This is a genomic window from Paenarthrobacter nitroguajacolicus (genome assembly GCF_051027655.1).
Classification (GTDB): Bacteria; Actinomycetota; Actinomycetes; order Actinomycetales; family Micrococcaceae; genus Arthrobacter; species Arthrobacter nitroguajacolicus.
Genome location: NZ_CP073234.1, coordinates 3,637,173 through 3,654,498, shown reverse-complemented (window position 1 = coordinate 3,654,498; position 17,326 = coordinate 3,637,173). Strand labels below are relative to the sequence as shown.

The 17,326-nt window shown below is 59.4% G+C and carries 18 protein-coding genes; 8 read left to right on the top strand and 10 right to left on the bottom strand.

The window, feature by feature from the left end; translation table 11 throughout:
* Positions 1-77 precede the first annotated feature (77 nt).
* Positions 78-1,631 (top strand): PucR family transcriptional regulator, encoded by a 1,554-nt coding sequence (locus KCX59_RS17250; protein WP_179016653.1) that lies wholly within the window; start codon positions 78-80, stop codon positions 1,629-1,631.
* A gap of 23 nt (positions 1,632-1,654) precedes the next feature.
* Positions 1,655-3,118 carry a protein adenylyltransferase SelO gene (locus KCX59_RS17245; protein WP_179016654.1) on the top strand — a complete coding sequence of 488 codons (1,464 nt, stop codon included), beginning with the start codon at positions 1,655-1,657 and terminating at the stop codon, positions 3,116-3,118.
* Positions 3,119-3,196: 78 nt separating this feature from the next.
* Here the strand turns inward: KCX59_RS17245 and KCX59_RS17240 are convergent, their stop codons facing one another.
* The 5 genes from KCX59_RS17240 to KCX59_RS17220 form a co-directional block, all read right to left on the bottom strand.
* A complete protein-coding gene (locus KCX59_RS17240) occupies positions 3,197-3,376 on the bottom strand; it encodes a hypothetical protein (RefSeq protein ID WP_178997567.1) in 180 nt (59 codons plus the stop codon).
* Positions 3,377-3,530: 154 nt separating this feature from the next.
* Entirely contained in the window at positions 3,531-3,947 is a 417-nt protein-coding gene (locus KCX59_RS17235; RefSeq protein ID WP_179016655.1) for a MarR family winged helix-turn-helix transcriptional regulator, read from the bottom strand.
* A gap of 152 nt (positions 3,948-4,099) precedes the next feature.
* The gene (locus tag KCX59_RS17230) at positions 4,100-4,399 is read right to left on the bottom strand and encodes a DUF4193 domain-containing protein (RefSeq protein ID WP_178997564.1); all 300 of its coding nucleotides are present in this window, start codon (positions 4,397-4,399) and stop codon (positions 4,100-4,102) included.
* A 142-nt stretch (positions 4,400-4,541) separates the two neighbouring features.
* Positions 4,542-4,949 (bottom strand): hypothetical protein, encoded by a 408-nt coding sequence (locus KCX59_RS17225; RefSeq protein WP_370629152.1) that lies wholly within the window; start codon positions 4,947-4,949, stop codon positions 4,542-4,544.
* 232 nt (positions 4,950-5,181) lie between these two features.
* A complete protein-coding gene (locus tag KCX59_RS17220; protein ID WP_370629153.1) occupies positions 5,182-5,406 on the bottom strand; it encodes a DUF1349 domain-containing protein in 225 nt (74 codons plus the stop codon).
* Positions 5,407-5,703: 297 nt separating this feature from the next.
* Between KCX59_RS17220 and KCX59_RS17215 the strand changes: the two genes are divergently transcribed.
* Positions 5,704-6,159: an AAA family ATPase gene (locus KCX59_RS17215; RefSeq protein ID WP_179016657.1), complete on the top strand. Its 456-nt coding sequence runs from the start codon at positions 5,704-5,706 to the stop codon at positions 6,157-6,159.
* Between the two features lie 79 nt (positions 6,160-6,238).
* Here KCX59_RS17215 and KCX59_RS17210 read toward each other — a convergent pair whose 3' ends face one another.
* Positions 6,239-6,859, bottom strand: coding sequence for a hypothetical protein (locus tag KCX59_RS17210; protein WP_179016658.1), 621 nt, complete (start codon positions 6,857-6,859; stop codon positions 6,239-6,241).
* Between the two features lie 296 nt (positions 6,860-7,155).
* Here KCX59_RS17210 and KCX59_RS17205 point away from each other — a divergent pair, with 296 nt between their 5' ends.
* From KCX59_RS17205 to KCX59_RS17185, 5 genes are all read left to right on the top strand, one after another.
* Positions 7,156-7,842 carry a hypothetical protein gene (locus tag KCX59_RS17205; protein ID WP_179016659.1) on the top strand — a complete coding sequence of 229 codons (687 nt, stop codon included), beginning with the start codon at positions 7,156-7,158 and terminating at the stop codon, positions 7,840-7,842.
* A 365-nt stretch (positions 7,843-8,207) separates the two neighbouring features.
* On the top strand, positions 8,208-8,429 hold the full coding sequence (locus tag KCX59_RS17200; RefSeq protein WP_218648867.1) for a hypothetical protein: 222 nt from the start codon (positions 8,208-8,210) through the stop codon (positions 8,427-8,429).
* Between the two features lie 577 nt (positions 8,430-9,006).
* Positions 9,007-10,151 (top strand): IS3 family transposase gene (locus KCX59_RS17195; protein ID WP_179016661.1). Its coding sequence is split into 2 segments (ribosomal slippage): positions 9,007-9,283 and positions 9,283-10,151, totalling 1,146 coding nucleotides; the frame shifts between segments, so codons are not numbered across the junction.
* Positions 10,152-10,584: 433 nt separating this feature from the next.
* On the top strand, positions 10,585-10,926 hold the full coding sequence (locus KCX59_RS17190; RefSeq protein ID WP_179019419.1) for a hypothetical protein: 342 nt from the start codon (positions 10,585-10,587) through the stop codon (positions 10,924-10,926).
* A gap of 272 nt (positions 10,927-11,198) precedes the next feature.
* Entirely contained in the window at positions 11,199-12,032 is an 834-nt protein-coding gene (locus KCX59_RS17185; protein ID WP_218649806.1) for a GNAT family N-acetyltransferase, read from the top strand.
* A gap of 236 nt (positions 12,033-12,268) precedes the next feature.
* Here KCX59_RS17185 and KCX59_RS17180 read toward each other — a convergent pair whose 3' ends face one another.
* The 4 genes from KCX59_RS17180 to KCX59_RS17165 all read right to left on the bottom strand — a co-directional run bounded on the left by KCX59_RS17180 (position 12,269) and on the right by KCX59_RS17165 (position 17,185).
* On the bottom strand, positions 12,269-12,676 hold the full coding sequence (locus KCX59_RS17180) for a hypothetical protein (RefSeq protein WP_218649821.1): 408 nt from the start codon (positions 12,674-12,676) through the stop codon (positions 12,269-12,271).
* Positions 12,677-14,515: 1,839 nt separating this feature from the next.
* The gene (locus tag KCX59_RS17175; RefSeq protein ID WP_179019423.1) at positions 14,516-15,958 is read right to left on the bottom strand and encodes a hypothetical protein; all 1,443 of its coding nucleotides are present in this window, start codon (positions 15,956-15,958) and stop codon (positions 14,516-14,518) included.
* A 209-nt stretch (positions 15,959-16,167) separates the two neighbouring features.
* Entirely contained in the window at positions 16,168-16,611 is a 444-nt protein-coding gene (locus tag KCX59_RS17170) for a hypothetical protein (protein ID WP_179019425.1), read from the bottom strand.
* A 115-nt stretch (positions 16,612-16,726) separates the two neighbouring features.
* Positions 16,727-17,185 carry a DUF4262 domain-containing protein gene (locus KCX59_RS17165; protein ID WP_179019427.1) on the bottom strand — a complete coding sequence of 153 codons (459 nt, stop codon included), beginning with the start codon at positions 17,183-17,185 and terminating at the stop codon, positions 16,727-16,729.
* Positions 17,186-17,326: the final 141 nt, after the last annotated feature.

Genomic DNA, 17,326 nt, shown 5'->3' with positions numbered 1-17,326 from the left:
CGCGCCTCCGACCAAAAGTTGGTGGCGCGGCGGTGGCATTATGGGAGGTAACCATCGAGGAGAACGGGAGCGGCAGAGTGATTCCTCCCATCCCGCTGTGGTCCGTCATGAACCATCTCCCCGCGGGCGTAATAGAGAGCGTCGGAGAACAGGGCGATAAGACCGTATCGTCGCTGATTGCCCTCACCGGTTCCCTCGCCGACGTCAATCGCCAGGTCCGCGAACGTCGCAACCTCGACGGCGATGCGCTGGTTCTGCAGGGCAGCATCTTGCTGCCTCTGGAGCCGCTGCCATCCGGCGTGTCCTGGGACGTTGAAGCGCTGTTGGCGCTCGCGGCGGCGGCTGGCGTCGTGACCCTTGCGGTAAAAATGCCAACCGACGACGGCGCGTTGCCGCCTAATGTGAAAAGGCTCGCCGGGCGTTTGGGCATGGTGGTGCTGTCAGTCTGCAACACCTGGCAATTCGGCATGGCGGCGCAGGAGCTGCTCTCCGGGGCGGCCCACCTTCAAGGCATGTTGATCTCACGTGTGGCATCCGAATGCCGAACACCTTACGGCTCGCTCAGTCATTTGCTGCAGCGGATTGGGGTGGCGATCGGATATGAAGTGACGCTGGTGGATCCTTCGGGAAAGCTGATTTCCGCTGACTCACAGGGCAGCCCACCCGATCCGGCGACGACAGGTTCGCCGGGTTCGCCGGCGGAAATCCTGACGCCGGTCCACAGGGATCAAGAGAACAGTCCGCGGCTCAGGGTGGTCACCGGCCTCTCGCTGGATCAAGAGCGGTCCGCCATTCGCTCAGCCTTGGAAGTAGCGGCGATCGCGGTTTCGGAGCTGCTCTCCCGGCAACGGCTGGAGAGGGAACGCGACGCGCGACACCGTATCGCTTTGCTGGGGCAGCTGATAGATGACGTTGGCGACGTTACCCCGTCCTTCCGGGCGAGAGCACTCGAATTGGGCTGGACTTTGGACGGCTACCACATCGCTTTCCGCGTGATCACCCGCGAGTCCGTGGATCTTGTGGCTCGAAAGCCGGATTTGGACCGTGTGTTGATGCGCGAGAAGATCCAGGCTACAACCGTTGAGCAGTCGGACGGTTGGTCCGGATGGATCAGCTTCCCGTCCAAGCCGGGGCCGGCGGACGTCAGCCGCGTCAGCAGTGCGCTGCGCCGTGCCCAACGGGATCTTGCCGCTACGATTGCAACGCAATTCGGAGTGGGCCGGCTACAAGCCCAACCCGAAGGGATCGTGAGCTCGCTCGAGGAAGCAAACGATGCCGCACGGATCGCCGGGGCCAGGGAAAACTCGGGATATTTCGTTCACGTGGACAGGCTGGATATGGCCCAACTGCTGCTGATCTGGACCCGCACGGATACGTTCAGGCCCGCTGCACGCGAGCTCCTTGCTCCGCTGCTCAAGTCCGGCCCGGAACTTTTGAAGACTCTCACCACTTTCTTGGACTGCGAATCCTCATTGACGGAAACAGCAGCCATCCTCAACGTTCACCGCAACACGGTCAGCGACCGCATCAGGCGAATCCAGTCGCTCATTGCCATCAATCTGGAAGACCCGGAAGCGCGGCTTGCGTTGCAGTTGGCTTGCCGGAGTGTGCTGACGGATACGCCGGAGTAGGAGTGCATCTATATCCTTAAGTGATGAGTGACGTAGCGCGTTCCACCATCGCCTTCGAAGGGCATTTCGCACGGGAGCTCCCGGAGCTGGCTATTCCTTGGCGTGCGGAGGATGCTCCGGATCCGCAGCTTCTGGTGCTCAACCAGCCACTCGCCGTCGAGCTTGGTATTGATCCTGACTTTCTCCGGAGCCCGGAGGGCGTACGGCTGCTGATCGGCAATGCCCTGCCGGAAGAAGCGACTCCGGTGGCCCAAGGGTATTCCGGTCACCAATTCGGCTGGTACTCACCGCGTTTGGGGGATGGGCGCGCCCTCTTGCTCGGCGAGGTTTCCGGTGCAGACGGGACGCTTCGCGACATCCATCTCAAGGGTTCGGGGCGCACTCCCTTTGCCCGGAATGGTGATGGCCAGGCGGCGATTGGTCCCATGATGCGCGAGTACATCGTGAGTGAGTCCATGCATGCCCTGAACATCCCCACTACCCGGTCCCTCGCTGTTGTGGCCACAGGGCGTCAGGTTCAGCGGGAGACTCTGCTGCCGGGGGCCGTTCTGACAAGGGTCGCCAGCAGTCACCTGCGTGTGGGCAGTTTCCAATATGCCAGGGCATCCAATGACATGGATCTGCTGCGCCGGCTTGCTGACCATGCGATCGAACGCCACCACCCGTCGTCGGCTGATGAAGCAAACCGCTACCTGGAACTCCTCAAGGGTGTCATTTCAGTGCAGGCGAAACTCGTAGCGCAGTGGATGCTGGTCGGATTCGTCCACGGTGTCATGAACACGGACAACATGACGGTGTCCGGTGAAACCATCGACTACGGTCCGTGCGCCTTCATGGAGGGTTTCGATCCTGGTGCGGTGTACAGCTCGATTGATGAGATGGGACGCTACGCCTACCGCAGCCAGCCGGTGGTGGCGGAGTGGAACCTTGCACGTTTCGCCGAATCGATTGCGGCCCTGATCCACCAGGATGAGGAGCAGGCGGTACACCTTGCTGTCGAGGCGCTCAATGGATTCCGCCAGGAGTACAGCGCCACGTGGTTCAACGGCATGAAGGCCAAGCTTGGGTTGCCTGAGGAAATTGACGACGACGTGGCCTCACCTTTGGTGGATGACCTCCTTCAGCTGGTTCAGGAGGCGCGCGCGGACTACACCTCGTTCTTCCGGAGCCTTGGAAAGGCAGCCCGCGGGGAGGCTGAGCCCGCGCGCCGGCAGATCCTGGACCTGGCCGCCGTCGATGCATGGTTGGAACGCTGGCAGGCACTGAGCCCGGATGCCGATGCCATGGACAGGGTCAACCCGATTTATATTCCGCGGAACCACTTGGTGGAGGAAGCCCTTGCTGCCGCAACTGAGGGGGACATGGGCCCCACGGAGCGGTTGTTGGCGGCCGTATCCGACCCGTTCAGGGAACGTCCGGGCTTGGAAAAGTACGCCGATCCTGCGCCGGAAAGCTTCGGCCCCTACCGGACCTTCTGCGGAACATAGGGAGTGCTGCATGTGGGGAAAGCAAAGGGCAAACGACCCGAACAGCGTCGCTTGCCCCTAGCTAGTTGCTCCCGTGGCTTAACTCCAGACGGCCCGGACCACCATGTCTGCACCTGCAGCCAAATGATGGCCGGTGTGGCCTGCATCCAGAACGCACACGTCCTCAGATTCAGCTGCGCTTGTTGTCACAAGGCACTCTGCTGCCCTGAAACTCAGAAGATCTACGGGGAGGCTGTCGCCTATACGGAGTTCACTCATGATGCCCTTACTGCTCGTCCGGGTATCACTCTAAGTGACTAGAGCCCGGTGTTGTCGTTGGAGAGACCCTCTCCATGGGACGCCGGACTTCATCAGCGGATAACTCCATGTTGCTAGATAGACAAGCTTTCGTCTACGCCGGGTACCCTAACACTCAGTTGAAATTTGTGTGGCGCACGATTGCCAGAAGATCTTCGCGGAGGTCTTCGGAGTCCAGGTTGACGGCTGAGAGCACATTGTTCTCCTGGCGGTGGGATTGCTCCAGTAGCGTCTGACCCAGGTCGGTAATCGATACCAGCTGGCTGCGTCGGTCAAATCTGTTGGGTTCACGACGGATGAAGCCTCGCGATTCAAGCCTGGACAGCAGCGGCCCCATGGTTTGGGCTTGCACGCGGACGCTTTTTGCCAGGTCTCCTGGCGTGATAGGCCCTGCCGTGGCAACGGCGTCAAGGGTTAATACCGCAGGATAGGTCAGACCCAGCGGGCGTAGTTTGTCGTTCCATGCAAGCTCCACGAGCCGCGCTGCCGTGGACAGCAGCCGGCTGGTTGGCCATAGTTCCATATCAGGCATTCAGGCACCCCCACGCTTGTAAGAATAGTCAGCTTACTTACTAAGGCTACATCAGGCCTGGATCGGTCAGGGCTGACCGCCGGTCAGGGGCGCGGCTCGCGATAGGGGCACGACGGCGGAACCCGCCTTTGGGAGCAATGGTTCCGCCCTGGTTATCCTTCACATTCGGTGCAGTACTTCTGCCCGTTGGTTTCCCGTGCGAGTTGGCTGCGGTGGTGGACCAGGAAGCACGACATGCACGTGAACTCGTCGTTCTGAATGGGGACGATCTCAACTTGGAGTTCTTCGCTGGAAAGGTCGGCGCCGGGAAGTTCGAAGGCGTCAGCCAGCTCCCCTTCGTCCAGGTCAATCGTGTCCGTGCGTGTAGCACCCTTGGCCGGTGCCAGCTCGGCCAGAGGCAAGGCCTGTTCCTCTTCGGGTAGGGCCCGCGGTGCGTCGTAATCGGTGGCCATGGTGGTGAACCCCCTTGTAAAAGTGCCTCTTGGTTATGTGCGCACTTTGTAACTCGGGCTGCCCGTTTTGTATTCCCCGCAGTGGACGACGCTGTGAAAACGACGGTGGAAACCAGCCGGGCTGGTGTCCAGCTCTACCTGTTCAGGAAAGGTCGAAAGCCGAACGTCCCGCGCCCCGCTCGGCACCGTGCACCTGCAGGGCGTGGCGCATGGCTTGGCGGTTGTCTTCTGCGAGCTCAGGTTGGTCGGCGACTCGATAGAGGTCCGCTGCCCACTGAAATTCATCGGCAGCAGCGCGGAAGCGGGCTTCGTCGAAAAGCCGCCTGCCGATGTGGTGACGGACGTAGGCTTCCTCTTCCGGCGACCGGACTGTTCGGAGCGCTTTTTCATGGAGCACGGCGGCCTCGTGCCACCGGTACTGACGCTGATTGATCTGCGCAAGGACCAGCAATAATTCCCGGCGGTCAGGTGTGTGGGGGAGTAGGTTGAAGCCTTCGTCCAAGGCCTCGGTGTCCCGGCCAAGTAGCGCAAGATACCTAATGCGTTCCACGGGAGGACACTCGCCTGCTAACGCAGCTTCCAGGGCTTGACGGTCGATCACCACGTCACGAAACGTGGCAGGATCAGTACGCCAAAGACTTGCAGTATCTTCCACCGTGATGTGCCCCCCATAGGCTTGTTACGGAGCCAACTGAGTCGCAGCACTGTCAATGGCAGGCTGCCGGAACCTCCATGATCTCATGAACGGTTGGGCCCGCAAGTTCGCCTCAAGCTCGCTGGCATCAGTGGAGTTGGCTGTCCGGGGGAGTAGCCCGCCAGGAGTGAAAAGGGACTGTCAGCCCTGCGCGTGTTGGTGCGCAGGTGAACGGCCCGGCGAGTGCGACCAGGTCAGGTGCCAACGGCACAACACGTACCAATTGGAGGTCGTCGCTGCCCGAACCAGCGCGGATGGTTAGGGCGTCGCCCGAGCGGCTGATCCGAATGCGGACCCGCCCGCCGTTCGGCACTATGAGGAACAGCGCGCTGCATATGAAGAGGGCTACCGAGGCGTACTCGGGATGGCGTATTTCTGCCTAAGGGGGTAGGAGTTCACGGCGACTCACCTTCATGTGACGCATAGACATGCTGGCGTGCCACCAAGGGCTCGTCTATCGGGCGGGCCGGGGTCTGCTCGGGGCTCTCAGTCGGACTCACCAGACGACTGATCTATATGCCCATGCCGATCGGCTACCGGAGGCCAACGGAGATTGTCCGTTCAGGGAACGGCTACCGGACACTCTGGCACACCGTATACGCTGACTCGCATGTCTCGAGTTCTGATCACCGGCATGTCAGGGGTGGGAAAGACAACGGTGCTGCGCGAGTTGTCCCGGAGGGGCTACCGAACGATCGACACCGACTATGACTCTTGGGTGCTTCCTGACGGCACATGGGATGAACCGCGCATGTCGGCACTTCTGGCGTCTGATTCTTTCCTGGTTGTCTCAGGGACTGTCGAGAATCAAGGATGCTTCTATGATCGTTTCGCCGCTGTTGTTCTCCTGAGCGCACCCGTAGATGTCCTCATCGAGCGCGTCTCGGTTCGTAAGAACAATCCCTACGGCAACTCAGAGGCAGACCAGTCCGCGATCCGCCAAAACATTCTCGAAGTCGAACCACTGCTTCGGAACGGGGCGACCCTCGAACTCGATGCTCGTCGGCCGGTCCCAGAGCTGGCGGATGATATTGAACGTCTCATAGCGATGTCCAATGAGTCCTAACGCCCGATAAACGATCGTTCACCGAGACACCTCCATTGTCATCTGCATCAGGTAGACGCTCCCCTTCGCGAACATATCCCTACCAATCTTTTCGGAGTGCATCGTCCGGAACGACATAGGAGCTGGAGTAGTGAACCCAATGGTCCCTGCGTCCCTCCCTGAAAAGGCGGTCTGCAACCATCCGGCACTCCTGCCAGTCCTTCCGGGAGTTCTGCGGCCCATAACCGACAGCTTGACCGAGTTGATCCAAAGTCACCAGCCGTGTGACTCCCGGCGCAGTCGCTACTTCGTAAGTGAAGGTTCCTTTGATGGAGAACCATCTATTGCGGACGGGAGTTTCGATCAGACGGAAGTAAGTGCCTCCATTGGCGAACATGGCAGCAGCCGCGCTCGCCTTCGATTCCGGCTCAGCATTGACGAAATCCGTGAACTTCTGGAGAAGTTCTTCGTACTCGGCGTTGAGGACTTCATCTACTGCTCCGTCCTTCTGCACGTACCGGTCACTGAGGCTTCCGCTGCCGCCCTTCAGTGACGAGCGGAGCCACAGGCGAACTTCCTCCACAGACTCTGCCGATGGTTCGGTCTGAAGCGCTCTGGCAAGGGATTCGTATTTGAGCGCCACGACGGAGAGGTTCATGTGTCTTAGCAGGGACGCAAATCGCATCATGTCGGCTGTCAGTACTTCAGTGTCCGTTTTCATCAGGCTTCTTTCGCGGGGTAGGGGTAACGCGAACCACGGGAGGACGTCGCCTTCACGGTATCCCGGCTGAGGAAGCCGATCCCTTCTCGGGGCCTTAGAAGCCGCCGTAAGCCGGTGGTCTATGGGGCGCTTCAAGCACCCGGTTAGGGATCGGCTGTGACTTTCAGCAGTAAATGGCGGCGTTTTAACAGCGCAATTTGGCGCATTGGTAGCCGGCAAGGGGATCCTGTACCGGACATGGAAGCCGAAACTCGTTCCCATTTACAGGGCGCCCTCGTTTGGTTCATAGTCGAGGCATGAGAGCGGCTGACATTCTCCCCGAGGATGCCCCTGACCCCCGTGCCGAATGGGTCGAGAACCTGAAACTCATGCCTATTCCGGTGCTGGGGCTCATGCCCCAACCGTCGCTGGAGGACACGGACTCCGTCGGTCTGAGCTACGGCTTGGATGATCGTGGGTACAGCGAAATGACGGCGAGCATCACCTACACGCTCTGGCGAAACCCGGATGACCGCTCAGACCGCGTTAACCTCGCGGATCTCGACGAGGAGACACGCAGGGCGATCGAGGAAGTTCCGCCATGGCCGCGGCCCCCTTGGCTGATCGAGCAGGTGGAGCGAATGCGCTGTCCGCAACTGTGGGAGGCAGTGCGAACCACCTGGCACCGTGAGCAGTCCGAGCGCTCTTCAGTTCAAAGCCTCCTGGCTGACCATGTCAACCACATCCTCATGAACCAGTACCGGCAGGAGCTCTGGCCGGGCGGCAAACCGTGGGACCAGCACACCCCCGCAGTAACCGGCCGGATGGTCAATGGTCAAGCTAGGATCGTCATCAACGGAATCGATGGGCCCGGTGCGGAGGTCGATACGGACCCGTTCGTATACGGCATCGGAGCCCGACTGGCAGGCGGCGGCGTCGCCACCGCAGTGCTTCCACGCGCTGAGCTGAGGCGCATCCAGGTCCAGTTCACCACCCGAAGCTAACGGTCACACGCCAGCGTCCGTAAGCCGACGGTTTACCGGGCACCTTGCGAGTCGGATGGGCAGGTGCCGTTTGGTTTGAAGACCTAGCCTGACTTAATGGTGGACGGCCTGTTCGATCCAACTGTCCTCTAGTGGAAACACCCCAACCGTGCTTTCGTTGCCGTATACAGCTTTGGCCGGGGAGTCACGTGAAACACCATCTAGATTCTTGGAATGTTCGCCAGTTCCTATCTGTCTCGCTCGCGATCGTTGCTTCCGTTGTTCTCTTATTAGTTCCCATGTACACCCAGATGAGAGTAACTTCTCGTGGGCCAGAGGAGATCAGCCATTCGACCCTGCTGGAAACACGTGGGCCATCTGTTTTCGTGGCGTTGCTCATCCCCGTGGCCCTGACCGCGCTACCTCTCCTGACACGAGGGCGTGCGCGGATCTCAGTGTCGGTTGCGACTGCTGTCGCTCTTGTTGTCTTCGTAGTCATCGGCTCCGGGAGCATCGGCTGGTTCTACGTCCCAGCTCTGACAGCCGCCGTAGCCGCCGTTGTCGCTTCGCTGGGCAGCCAAACAAGGCTCCAAGTCCGCCCTAACTGATGCGCATGGTTTGCTATTCGGCTACTCCACGGTCATGGCGGGCCGACAAAAGATCCAGAAACCAGACCAACCGCGAAATTATCCGTAAGCCGCGCTGTGTATGGTTAGCCCGAGAAACATCCCGAAAGAACAGGCGGCGTGCGGGCGATCTCGTCGTCCCAGTGAAGGATCGTCAAAAAGGGGCGTTTGCTCTAACGAGGGGAAGCCGCCCTAAGCGGACGCGAAAGTATGATGCGTTCATTGAAGTCGAGCAACGACGGAAACACGCCCAGCTAATGGTTGGAGCAATCCTGACGTCAGTGAACTACGTAAACATTGACTATGAGCGCCTGGATCGTTTGCCGGCTTCCGAAGGAACAGGTCCTCGTACTATAACCGACCCTACGGAGTGGGATTCTCCTCTTTGGTCCTGCCCTGGTTTCGATGCCGTAGATTACGGCATCGACCTAGTAATGGAGGACGGTCGAATTTTTTCCGTCACATGGGACACACCCGGAAGGTTCGAGGGAATGGGACTGCCCCCAGTTTTGTTGACTCCTTGATCTAGCGAGCTTGTGCTCGTGGAAGGATGTTGACCATGCCCACGGCTTATGGGGCGGAGTTCCGCCAGGATGTTATTGATGTGGCCCGCAAGGGCGAAGCGCCGCTGGCGCAGATTGCGAAGGATTTCGGGCTGTCGGTCACGACGTTGAAGCGTTGGATTGCCATTGCTGAACGTAAGGATTCCGGGGCCGGCCCGGCAGTGAGTGAGTCGGCCGAGGTGCGGGAGTTGAAGAAGCGTAACCGCTTGTTGGAGCAGGAGAACGAGATTCTGCGCCGCGCTGCTGCCTATCTGGCCAGGGACATCAACCCAAAATGACTTACCCGCTGGTCACGGATCTTGCCGCCGACGGTGTTCCAGTGGCGGTGACCTGCAGGGTGTTGAAATTCAGCAAGCAAGGCTACTACCGCTGGAGAGTCAGCCCGGTAACGGAACGGGACTGGGTGGATGCGCACCTGGTCAACGCCGCCTTTGACATCCACGCAGACGACCCGGCCTTCGGGTACCGGTTCATCGCCGACGAACTTTCCGAGAAGGGCATCGCGGCGAGCGAGAACAGGGTCCAGCGCCTGTGCAGTGACCACGGTATCTGGTCGGTGTTCTCGAAGAAGCGTGGCCTGAACCGCAGACCCGGGCCACCGGTTCATGACGACCTGGTGGAGAGGGACTTCACCGCTGCGGCACCGAACGAGCTATGGCTGACGGACATCACCGAACACCCCACCGCCGAGGGCAAGCTCTACCTCTGCGCCGTAAAGGACGTTTATTCCGGGAGGATCGTCGGCTACTCGATGGACTTGCGAATGAAGTCCTCGCTGGCCGTGGCCGCACTGGAGAACGCGGTGCGGGCACGCAAACCTGCAGGGACAGTGGTGCATTCGGATCGCGGGTCCCAGTTCCGGTCCCGCCGTTTTGTTGAATCACTCCGGCGCCAGGGGCTGACGGGGTCGATGGGCCGGGTCGGTGCGTGTGCGGATAATGCCGCGATGGAATCGTTCTTCTCGCTGCTGCAGAAGAACGTCCTGGACCGCCAGCGGTGGCTCACCCGGCAAGACCTCCGACTGGCGATCACGACTTGGATCGAGAGAACCTATCACCGCCGGCGACGCCAACGACGGCTGGGAAAACTCACGCCCATCGAATATGAAACAATCAACCGGACCGCGCTCACAGCGGCCTAAGACCCCGAGTCAACAAAAGCCGGGGCAGTCCCAATCGGAATCAGAGCTGAACCGGTACAAGGTAGTGGAGTCTTAGCGGATGCCGATGTTGCAATCTGGGACGTCAGCAGGAAACAACGCTGGCGGGACAAATGCACCCGACAGGTGACACAAGTGGACCTCAACTACGAGCCAAGGGGCCTTGGAGGCGGTTTCTGGTGCCCATCGATCCGAATTCGCTTCCAAGGATCGTCTATTGAACTGGAGCCGGGTGAGTCCGGGACGGGCTGTGTTCCAATTCCGTCGTCCAACAACATTATTGTGCGGTAGGAGTCGGTGAGGGATCCTTCACCGGGCTCCCTGCGCAATCCTGGGCTGCTGAGGGATCACGTGAGCGCCTGTGCGCCGACCACCCCAGGGAAGGGCGGCCCGATCCGATCGGAATGGAGGAGAAGTGGAAGGCAACCGACTTGAGATGCAATTTCTGGACGCAATGACCGCGGTAGCCCGGCTGGTACTTCAGCCCGGCAGCGGACGTACCTACGACGTCACCATGGATAACGCCGGTCAGTTCATTGCTGAGTTCTTCGATTGCTCTCATGGTGGTGCCGCGTACGCCATCTGGATGGAGGTCAGCGACTACTTGGACGACCCAAGGGGCCCGATGACGGAGGAAGCGTGCGAGCAAGTCGGACGCAAAGTGGCTACTGAATGGCTGTCCGTCGATCAGTCATCTCCCGAGGCCGTAAGCACGTTCTTTGCCCGGTGGCGCAGCCCGGAGCCGTGGCCAGCTTAAGAGCTGGGAGAGGATCTGCAATCGGAGGCGTGTTGGCGATGCTTCCTATATGCCACCCTGACAAGTCTGACGCCGCGACAACGCCCGGTGAAGGATCCTTCATCGGGCGCTTAAGGGCGTCCCTTAGGCCACCGGCTTAAGTGCGTTCGACGAGCCAGCTGGGGGTCAGATCGGCAGACTACCGTGTCCCACTTCGCTGGCTTTTGGGCCCGGCCCACCAGCAGGCTTCGGAGACGTTGAGTGGGATCAGCGCCCGACACCCTCGAGGAAGCATGTTTGAATGGATCATCATGGAAGCCGCGAATTTTCCGCTTAGCTCTAAATCCGATCTGCAGCACGCGATGGAACAGAATCTAGCTGAGCATGCCAGTCACTTGCACCGTCACCGCCTCGGTGCCTCCGTTGCAAAAACAGCCGATCTCCTGATCGCCGATAGCGGCCTGGCCGACGACACCTTCAACATCGTGGCCGCAGCCCAATTCGCTCAGGACACAGCGCAAACCCGCACCGCGGAGACGGTCCGAACTCTGGCATCCACCGGCCGCCCGTTCTCCTGGTGGGTAGGCCCGGCCTCTACTCCGGGCAATCTTGCCGAATACCTCGAGAACGCCGGCCTCGAGGCGTCAGAGACAGAGACAGGCATGTGGAAGGACCTGCACGGCGATCTCCCTGAGACGCGAGTAGAACACCTGACAATCCGTCAGGTGACCACCCCGGAACAGCTCGCCGATTACGCCACGATCCTCGCTGCAAACTGGAGCCTGCCAGCAGCCACAGTCCAGCAATTCTTTGCCGAGGCCGCAGATTCTGCCCTCGCCACCGATTGTCCCGCCCGCTACCTGGTCGGATACGTAAACGGTCGCCCCGTCTGTTCCGCCGAAGTGTTCTTCCATTCGAGGGTCGCTGGGATTTACAACATTGCCACGCTTGCCTCCGACCGCCGACGAGGCTACGGCGGCGCAATCACCGTGGCCGCACTCGACACCGCGCGCGAGGCCGGATACGAAACCGCAGTATTGCAGGCCTCCGAGGACGGAGAACCCGTGTACCGCCGTCTCGGCTTTGAAGCCTGTGGCCACTTCACGGAATACGCCATCAGTCCCTAACTCGGCCTTGCCACCTTACGTCCCCTCGTCGGCACAAGAAACCCCTTTCCGTCACAGAGCCTATGCGATTGTCCGTGGAAGTGGGACAGCTCACCTGGGACATTCCTCGCGCCGGCGTAAGTATCCGAAGCCGGCTACATAGACGCCAAATTTTCCTTCGCGCAGGGTGCCCGCAAGGCGATCCCTTACCGGGCACCTTCTCAGCGAGTGCGAATCTTGGTGGTGGCGAAGTTGATTCAACGATGGATCACGTCAGCAGGATCGATTCCCAGCGACAAAAGATCGAATTCGATTTGGTCCAAAAATTCCTTGCATCCACGCTCAACTTCCGCCCAATCAAGGGGATTGCTGACTACACCAGGACTAAATACTGACTCCATCAGCCATCCCGATGACGCTCGTTTTAGTGAAACCGCTCCCACCTCCTGGATGGACATCGAGTCAAAAACGAAGTCACCTCGAGGGTTGGCGTTGAGCCAGAGGAACAAGCTGCGAGCTAGTTCGACCACGGGAAAGGCTTGCTCTCGATAGAGCAGCACAGACCCTTCCGAGACGGTGAAAACGGCATCAAGACCCACCAAGTAGTCAGCTTGGCTGGTTCCTCCGATGTTGTCAGCGTCTAGGTGCGCGTAAGCCATTCTCATCGTTGTCACTTCGTCACCACCCTGAATCCACGAGTCCGAAATTCTGCCCGGAATTCTCTCGCACGATAGATGGCCGGAGGCTCTGGCGCACTTAACTCTCCACCGGGTGGAGTGCTGTCGCCGCCTCGGAAGCGCTGGAAGTACACATCAAAGAACACGAACACATGTTGTCACACTGGTGAGAGGAAGAAGCCGGTCAGCGCCCGGTGAAGGATCCGCCTACGGGCACACCGTGGCAGAATCCCATGCATGCCTATTGATCTTCCGCCTGTCCCTTTTGAGATCGAACGCGGCTGGTCCGCTGCCATACCGGGCAACACCGTGATTGCTTGTGAAGCTGGGATAATCCTGGGCAGCATCTTCCTCAGCGATCAGTCCTGGGCGTCACTACGGGGAAGAGGCGCTCTGAGTCTTCGTATAGATGAAACCCCACCTCCAAGCAATGGCTTCGTTGTCCCCACCGGGCCCATTCAAGTCCCGGATTCTGCCCTTGAAAACAGCACCGCCTTGCGCAATTGGGTGTTGGATACTCACGGCAGCGACGGCCGTCTCTTGCTCTGGGATGAGGGGACGGACTGGTGGCTAGTTAATGACGCTGATCTCGAACTAGCCCTTATCTGTTCCCAACCTTCCCGCTTCAGCACAGAGTTTGAGGCATGTAGCGATAGACCTTTCGAATGGGTGGATGCGACTTTCTGGGGGGACGTGGGCATACGCACCGTTTGAAGCGCTGGCCCAACGATATGGACTCAACTGGAACCCATATCCGTGCGCGACCGGAGCAGCTCAGATCCCTTTTCGCCGCCCGGTAAAGGATCCCCAATCGGACGTAGCGGCGCCCGGTGGGCCGCCGGCTTAATGGGCAGCCGCGAGCCTGCTCTACCTCGAGCGACATGTGCGAAGGAAGGGGCCAACACGCATAATGATGGTTCGGAGTCGTTCTGGCGGCTTCTGCATCCCACACTGGCATGTGATGGATCACATGACAGGTACTTCAAGGGTCTGTCGGACGGCACGCAGGCGTGGGCAGAGCCTCGCAACGGTGCCGAGATCACTAACGGAGGACTGAACGTTGTTCCCAGATAGCTCGACTCCCTTAGATCCCATCCTCTCGACCGAAGATTGCTTTCTCGTGATGTCCGACTTTGTGTGGGCGTACGCACGTCGTGGTGCTGGCGACGACCTAATAACTCTGTTGGGAGACACTGGCCTGACGAGCGACGGATGCCCCTTCGACTCCGCCGCTTGGGAGGACTGGGTCGAAAGTATCGAATGGATCAAATCCGGACGCTTCCCTCGAACCCGCGAATCATCGTCACCAGCTGAGTCCCATCAGGGAGCAGGATCGCTAACGTTGACATCGCGTGAGGGGTTCCTGGCCGCGACAGACTTCTTGTGGGAATACGCAAGTCGTGCAGGGGATCACTTGCTTGCGCTGCTCGATGACATGGCCCTCGCGGATGATGGACAGTCAGCAGATCGTAGAATTCGGCGGGACTGGCTTGCTAGCGTCGACTGGATCAGGTCAGGCAACCCGACAAGAAACCGGTTCTAGGCAGCACTCATGTGCATGTTTCCCCACGGGATTTCCCCCAGCTTTCAATCCATCGATCCACCCAAGAGAGCAAGGACCGAGTATCAACACTAAGCCGAAGCGCCAGAGGCCCGGAACCGTCCCCTAGATCTAGCGGGGCGATGCGCAATCTACCCCTCTTCACTGATGTCCGTAAGCCGATCCCGTTGCGGAGCATGCCGACATAAGATTTCTCCTCCAGGTTCCCTGAAGGGTGTTCTAACGCTCGTATTCAAATCGTTTGAAGAGCAATTCCTCCCGCAGGCTCAAACCCTCGCGTCCAGGCCGGTGTTCCAGATCTCGTCTTCGTGCCCCTGGATGTGCATCCGGATCTCCCACGCGCAGGATCGGTTTCTCCCGTCGTATGCTGCCATTTCGCCCAGCTTCGGCTTTGCACGCGAGGCTTCCCAATCAACGAGCTCATCGGTCAGCCGCAGGCTGGTAACGGTACGGATCATTTTGTCCACGGCCAATGTGAAATAGACGCCATTGGAGTTCACATCGAAGGGGTAGAGGCCCTGCTCCTTGTAGATGCGCCGGATGACGGCCATCTGCTTCCGGTTCGGGTAGAACGACTTGTACGCAGACGAGTCATCGGCCTGCGTCCATTGCAGGATCATGAAGGCTGCTGTGTACTCGCGGACAGCCGCAGGTGATTCCAACAGCGTGGGCGTGGCCATCACGCTGATACTGGTGCTTCCAGACCCACCAGACGACCGTGACGGTAAGCCAAGAACACCCAGTTCTTCCAGGCCTTCACTGAGGGACGCACGGACTGGGTAGCTGCTATAGCGTTTCAGGCTCTCTTCGAATTCCTTCACGGCCAGGTCCCACAGGGTTGGCTTCACGTAGGGCTTGTGCCCGGTAGAAGGGAAGACCGCGTCGGGGTGAGGATTTACCGCACCCGAAGGGTAGAGGGCGTTGCCAATGACGGGGTCGTCAACGCGCTGAACACTGATATCGTCGTAACCTGCCCTCGCCTCCGCCAACGTGTACTTCTTCCCTCCCGACCTCTTTCCGTCGTGGAGTAGCTCCACAATGAATGCCCGTCCGTTGGGGACGTAGAAGTCCTCCTCGAAGGGGTCCAGTCCCAAGTTGCGGCAGATGTGGACCAACGTCTCGTGGGGGAAACAGTCAAGGGCGCGCGGCGCGGAATACTGTTCGACGTCTTCGAAGTCGTAGGGTTCTCCACCGTGGTGGAACTTCCAAGGTTCAGATTGATAGAGGCTCAGGCCCCTCCACTTACCCGCCTCGTCGTAAATCTTGAGACTGCGGCCACCCCAACGACCCCTGGCCATTTCATCGGGCAGGCGTTTCATGTTCTTGGGCTCGTCTTCAACCTCAATGATGGGAATTCCCCTTGCCTCCGGGAAATGCACCTGTAAGGGCAAGTAGAAGTTCGCGTCACCGGTGGTGTTCTCCATGACAGCGGTCCACTCGGGATTAGTCGTCTCTAACAGAAGCCAACGCGTGCCATATCCCAGGGGCAGGAGCTTGCCCAGCAGCTCCCTCAAGGTGCCCTTGTGCTCGGTGACGCCAATGCCGCCACGCGGTTGGTAGGGGCTGCCCTGGACCCATTGCCGCCACTCGACGGCGGCTTCGTCAAGCGGTTGTTTGATGAACCCGATTTTGTTGGTCACGGGCGCCCATTCGCCGCCAAGCAGGAGCTTGGCGGCCAATTTTTGGGCAGGGCTTTGGCGTGGTGGCATATTCGTTCCTCGCTTGGATTACGGCTACGGGCTTGCCCATATGCGGGCTTAACAGTAGTTCGTCGGGGTGACAGCCCACAGTGCATCCCAGAGTTTCCCTTGCCGTAAAGACGGTCTACCGCCTTCCCGTACGACATGTCCGGTAGCGGATCCTTTAACGGGAGGGCTGGCTCTGCAAGGGACGGGGCTTTGACGGGGTCCTTTTGTATCTAGCTTATTGTGAACAGGTCTGCTGAAGTGGCGTAGCGAATGACTGGGGTGCCTGTTGACCCCTCGTCTCTGAGCACGACGTCTCGACGAAGAGTCGCTCCGAGCTTGCGCATCAAGTTGGCAAGCCCGTCCATTGCGGCCTGGTTGATGAGTTCCCGAAGGTCGACGTCAAAATATACGCCGTCGGGTCCTGGGAAGAAGTTGACACGCACTCCGTCAATCGGCCAGACGGCAATGATCTCAAACTCGGCAAGACCATGCCTATTGGGTGGAAGCGGTGAATGGCCATCGCTGGTCGTCACTTTCCAATCGCTGTCGTGCAGCATCGCAAACAGCACATCCCAGTCCTGTTCCGCACTCCCGACCACTTCTCCATCAGGGAGCACGCCGGGATCATCCCCGAAAGCTTTATGGACGCGCGCCCAATCAAGTTCAGATCTCATGAGAACCATGATGGCGCACATTAGGAGGCCGTCAGTCTTTTCCTATGCGCCCCCTAATATGTCCGCATAGCCATCCTCTACCGGACACGTTGCGGTCGAACGAAAAGCGACAGATTTACTTGAAGGAGTCCGGTACCGGACCCAAAAGCGGTTGCGCATCCGCAGAGTTGCGGTAGGACGACTCCCAGGGCAGTCGTCCCGTGGAGTCACTCCAAATTGCTTGGAGGGCGTTTACTTCGCCATAGACTTCCGCCACTGCTGTCAGTCCCGTGATGTTTTCTACCGAGATGAAAGCGATGGGAGCTGGAGAGTCCGTGAGGTCGGTGGTGATGCTTCCGGGAGTGAAACGTCTACCTGCTTTGACCTCTTCACCCATGAGGTTCAGGAATGCTTGAGCCACTTCGAACGGCAGGCCCTCCATAACAATCTCAGGATGCCCTACGGCAGTCAGGCCCACAGTGTAGGAAAAAGCAGCCTCATGACCCGCGCCGACATGACGTACCGCCCACCCGTGCTTGTCGATCAACGACAGTAGTTGATCGAAAACGGGGTCATTGCTGTCCTTATGTTTCACGGACTAAATCTAGCAATGCTGTGAAAGCCCTGTCGTGAGCGTGTCCATCGTGTGCAAGGCCAGATGCGGATCGTCTTACGGGCGTCGCTTCGAGCCTCCAACAGAGCAATCCCACGACCCCGACACGATCTGAGCGATGAT

What these genes read in the sequence shown, in the direction of transcription:
- KCX59_RS17240 (WP_178997567.1), bottom strand. Translation starts at nt 3,376, where the DNA reads ATGAGTGAACTCCGTATAGGCGACAGCCTCCCCGTAGATCTTCTGAGT.
- KCX59_RS17185 (WP_218649806.1), top strand. Translation starts at nt 11,199, where the DNA reads ATGTTTGAATGGATCATCATGGAAGCCGCGAATTTTCCGCTTAGCTCT.
- KCX59_RS17205 (WP_179016659.1), top strand. Translation starts at nt 7,156, where the DNA reads ATGAGAGCGGCTGACATTCTCCCCGAGGATGCCCCTGACCCCCGTGCC.
- KCX59_RS17230 (WP_178997564.1), bottom strand. Translation starts at nt 4,399, where the DNA reads ATGGCCACCGATTACGACGCACCGCGGGCCCTACCCGAAGAGGAACAG.
- KCX59_RS17210 (WP_179016658.1), bottom strand. Translation starts at nt 6,859, where the DNA reads ATGAAAACGGACACTGAAGTACTGACAGCCGACATGATGCGATTTGCG.
- KCX59_RS17235 (WP_179016655.1), bottom strand. Translation starts at nt 3,947, where the DNA reads ATGCCTGATATGGAACTATGGCCAACCAGCCGGCTGCTGTCCACGGCA.
- KCX59_RS17175 (WP_179019423.1), bottom strand. Translation starts at nt 15,958, where the DNA reads ATGCCACCACGCCAAAGCCCTGCCCAAAAATTGGCCGCCAAGCTCCTG.
- KCX59_RS17215 (WP_179016657.1), top strand. Translation starts at nt 5,704, where the DNA reads ATGTCTCGAGTTCTGATCACCGGCATGTCAGGGGTGGGAAAGACAACG.
- KCX59_RS17170 (WP_179019425.1), bottom strand. Translation starts at nt 16,611, where the DNA reads ATGAGATCTGAACTTGATTGGGCGCGCGTCCATAAAGCTTTCGGGGAT.
- KCX59_RS17180 (WP_218649821.1), bottom strand. Translation starts at nt 12,676, where the DNA reads ATGAGAATGGCTTACGCGCACCTAGACGCTGACAACATCGGAGGAACC.
- KCX59_RS17245 (WP_179016654.1), top strand. Translation starts at nt 1,655, where the DNA reads ATGAGTGACGTAGCGCGTTCCACCATCGCCTTCGAAGGGCATTTCGCA.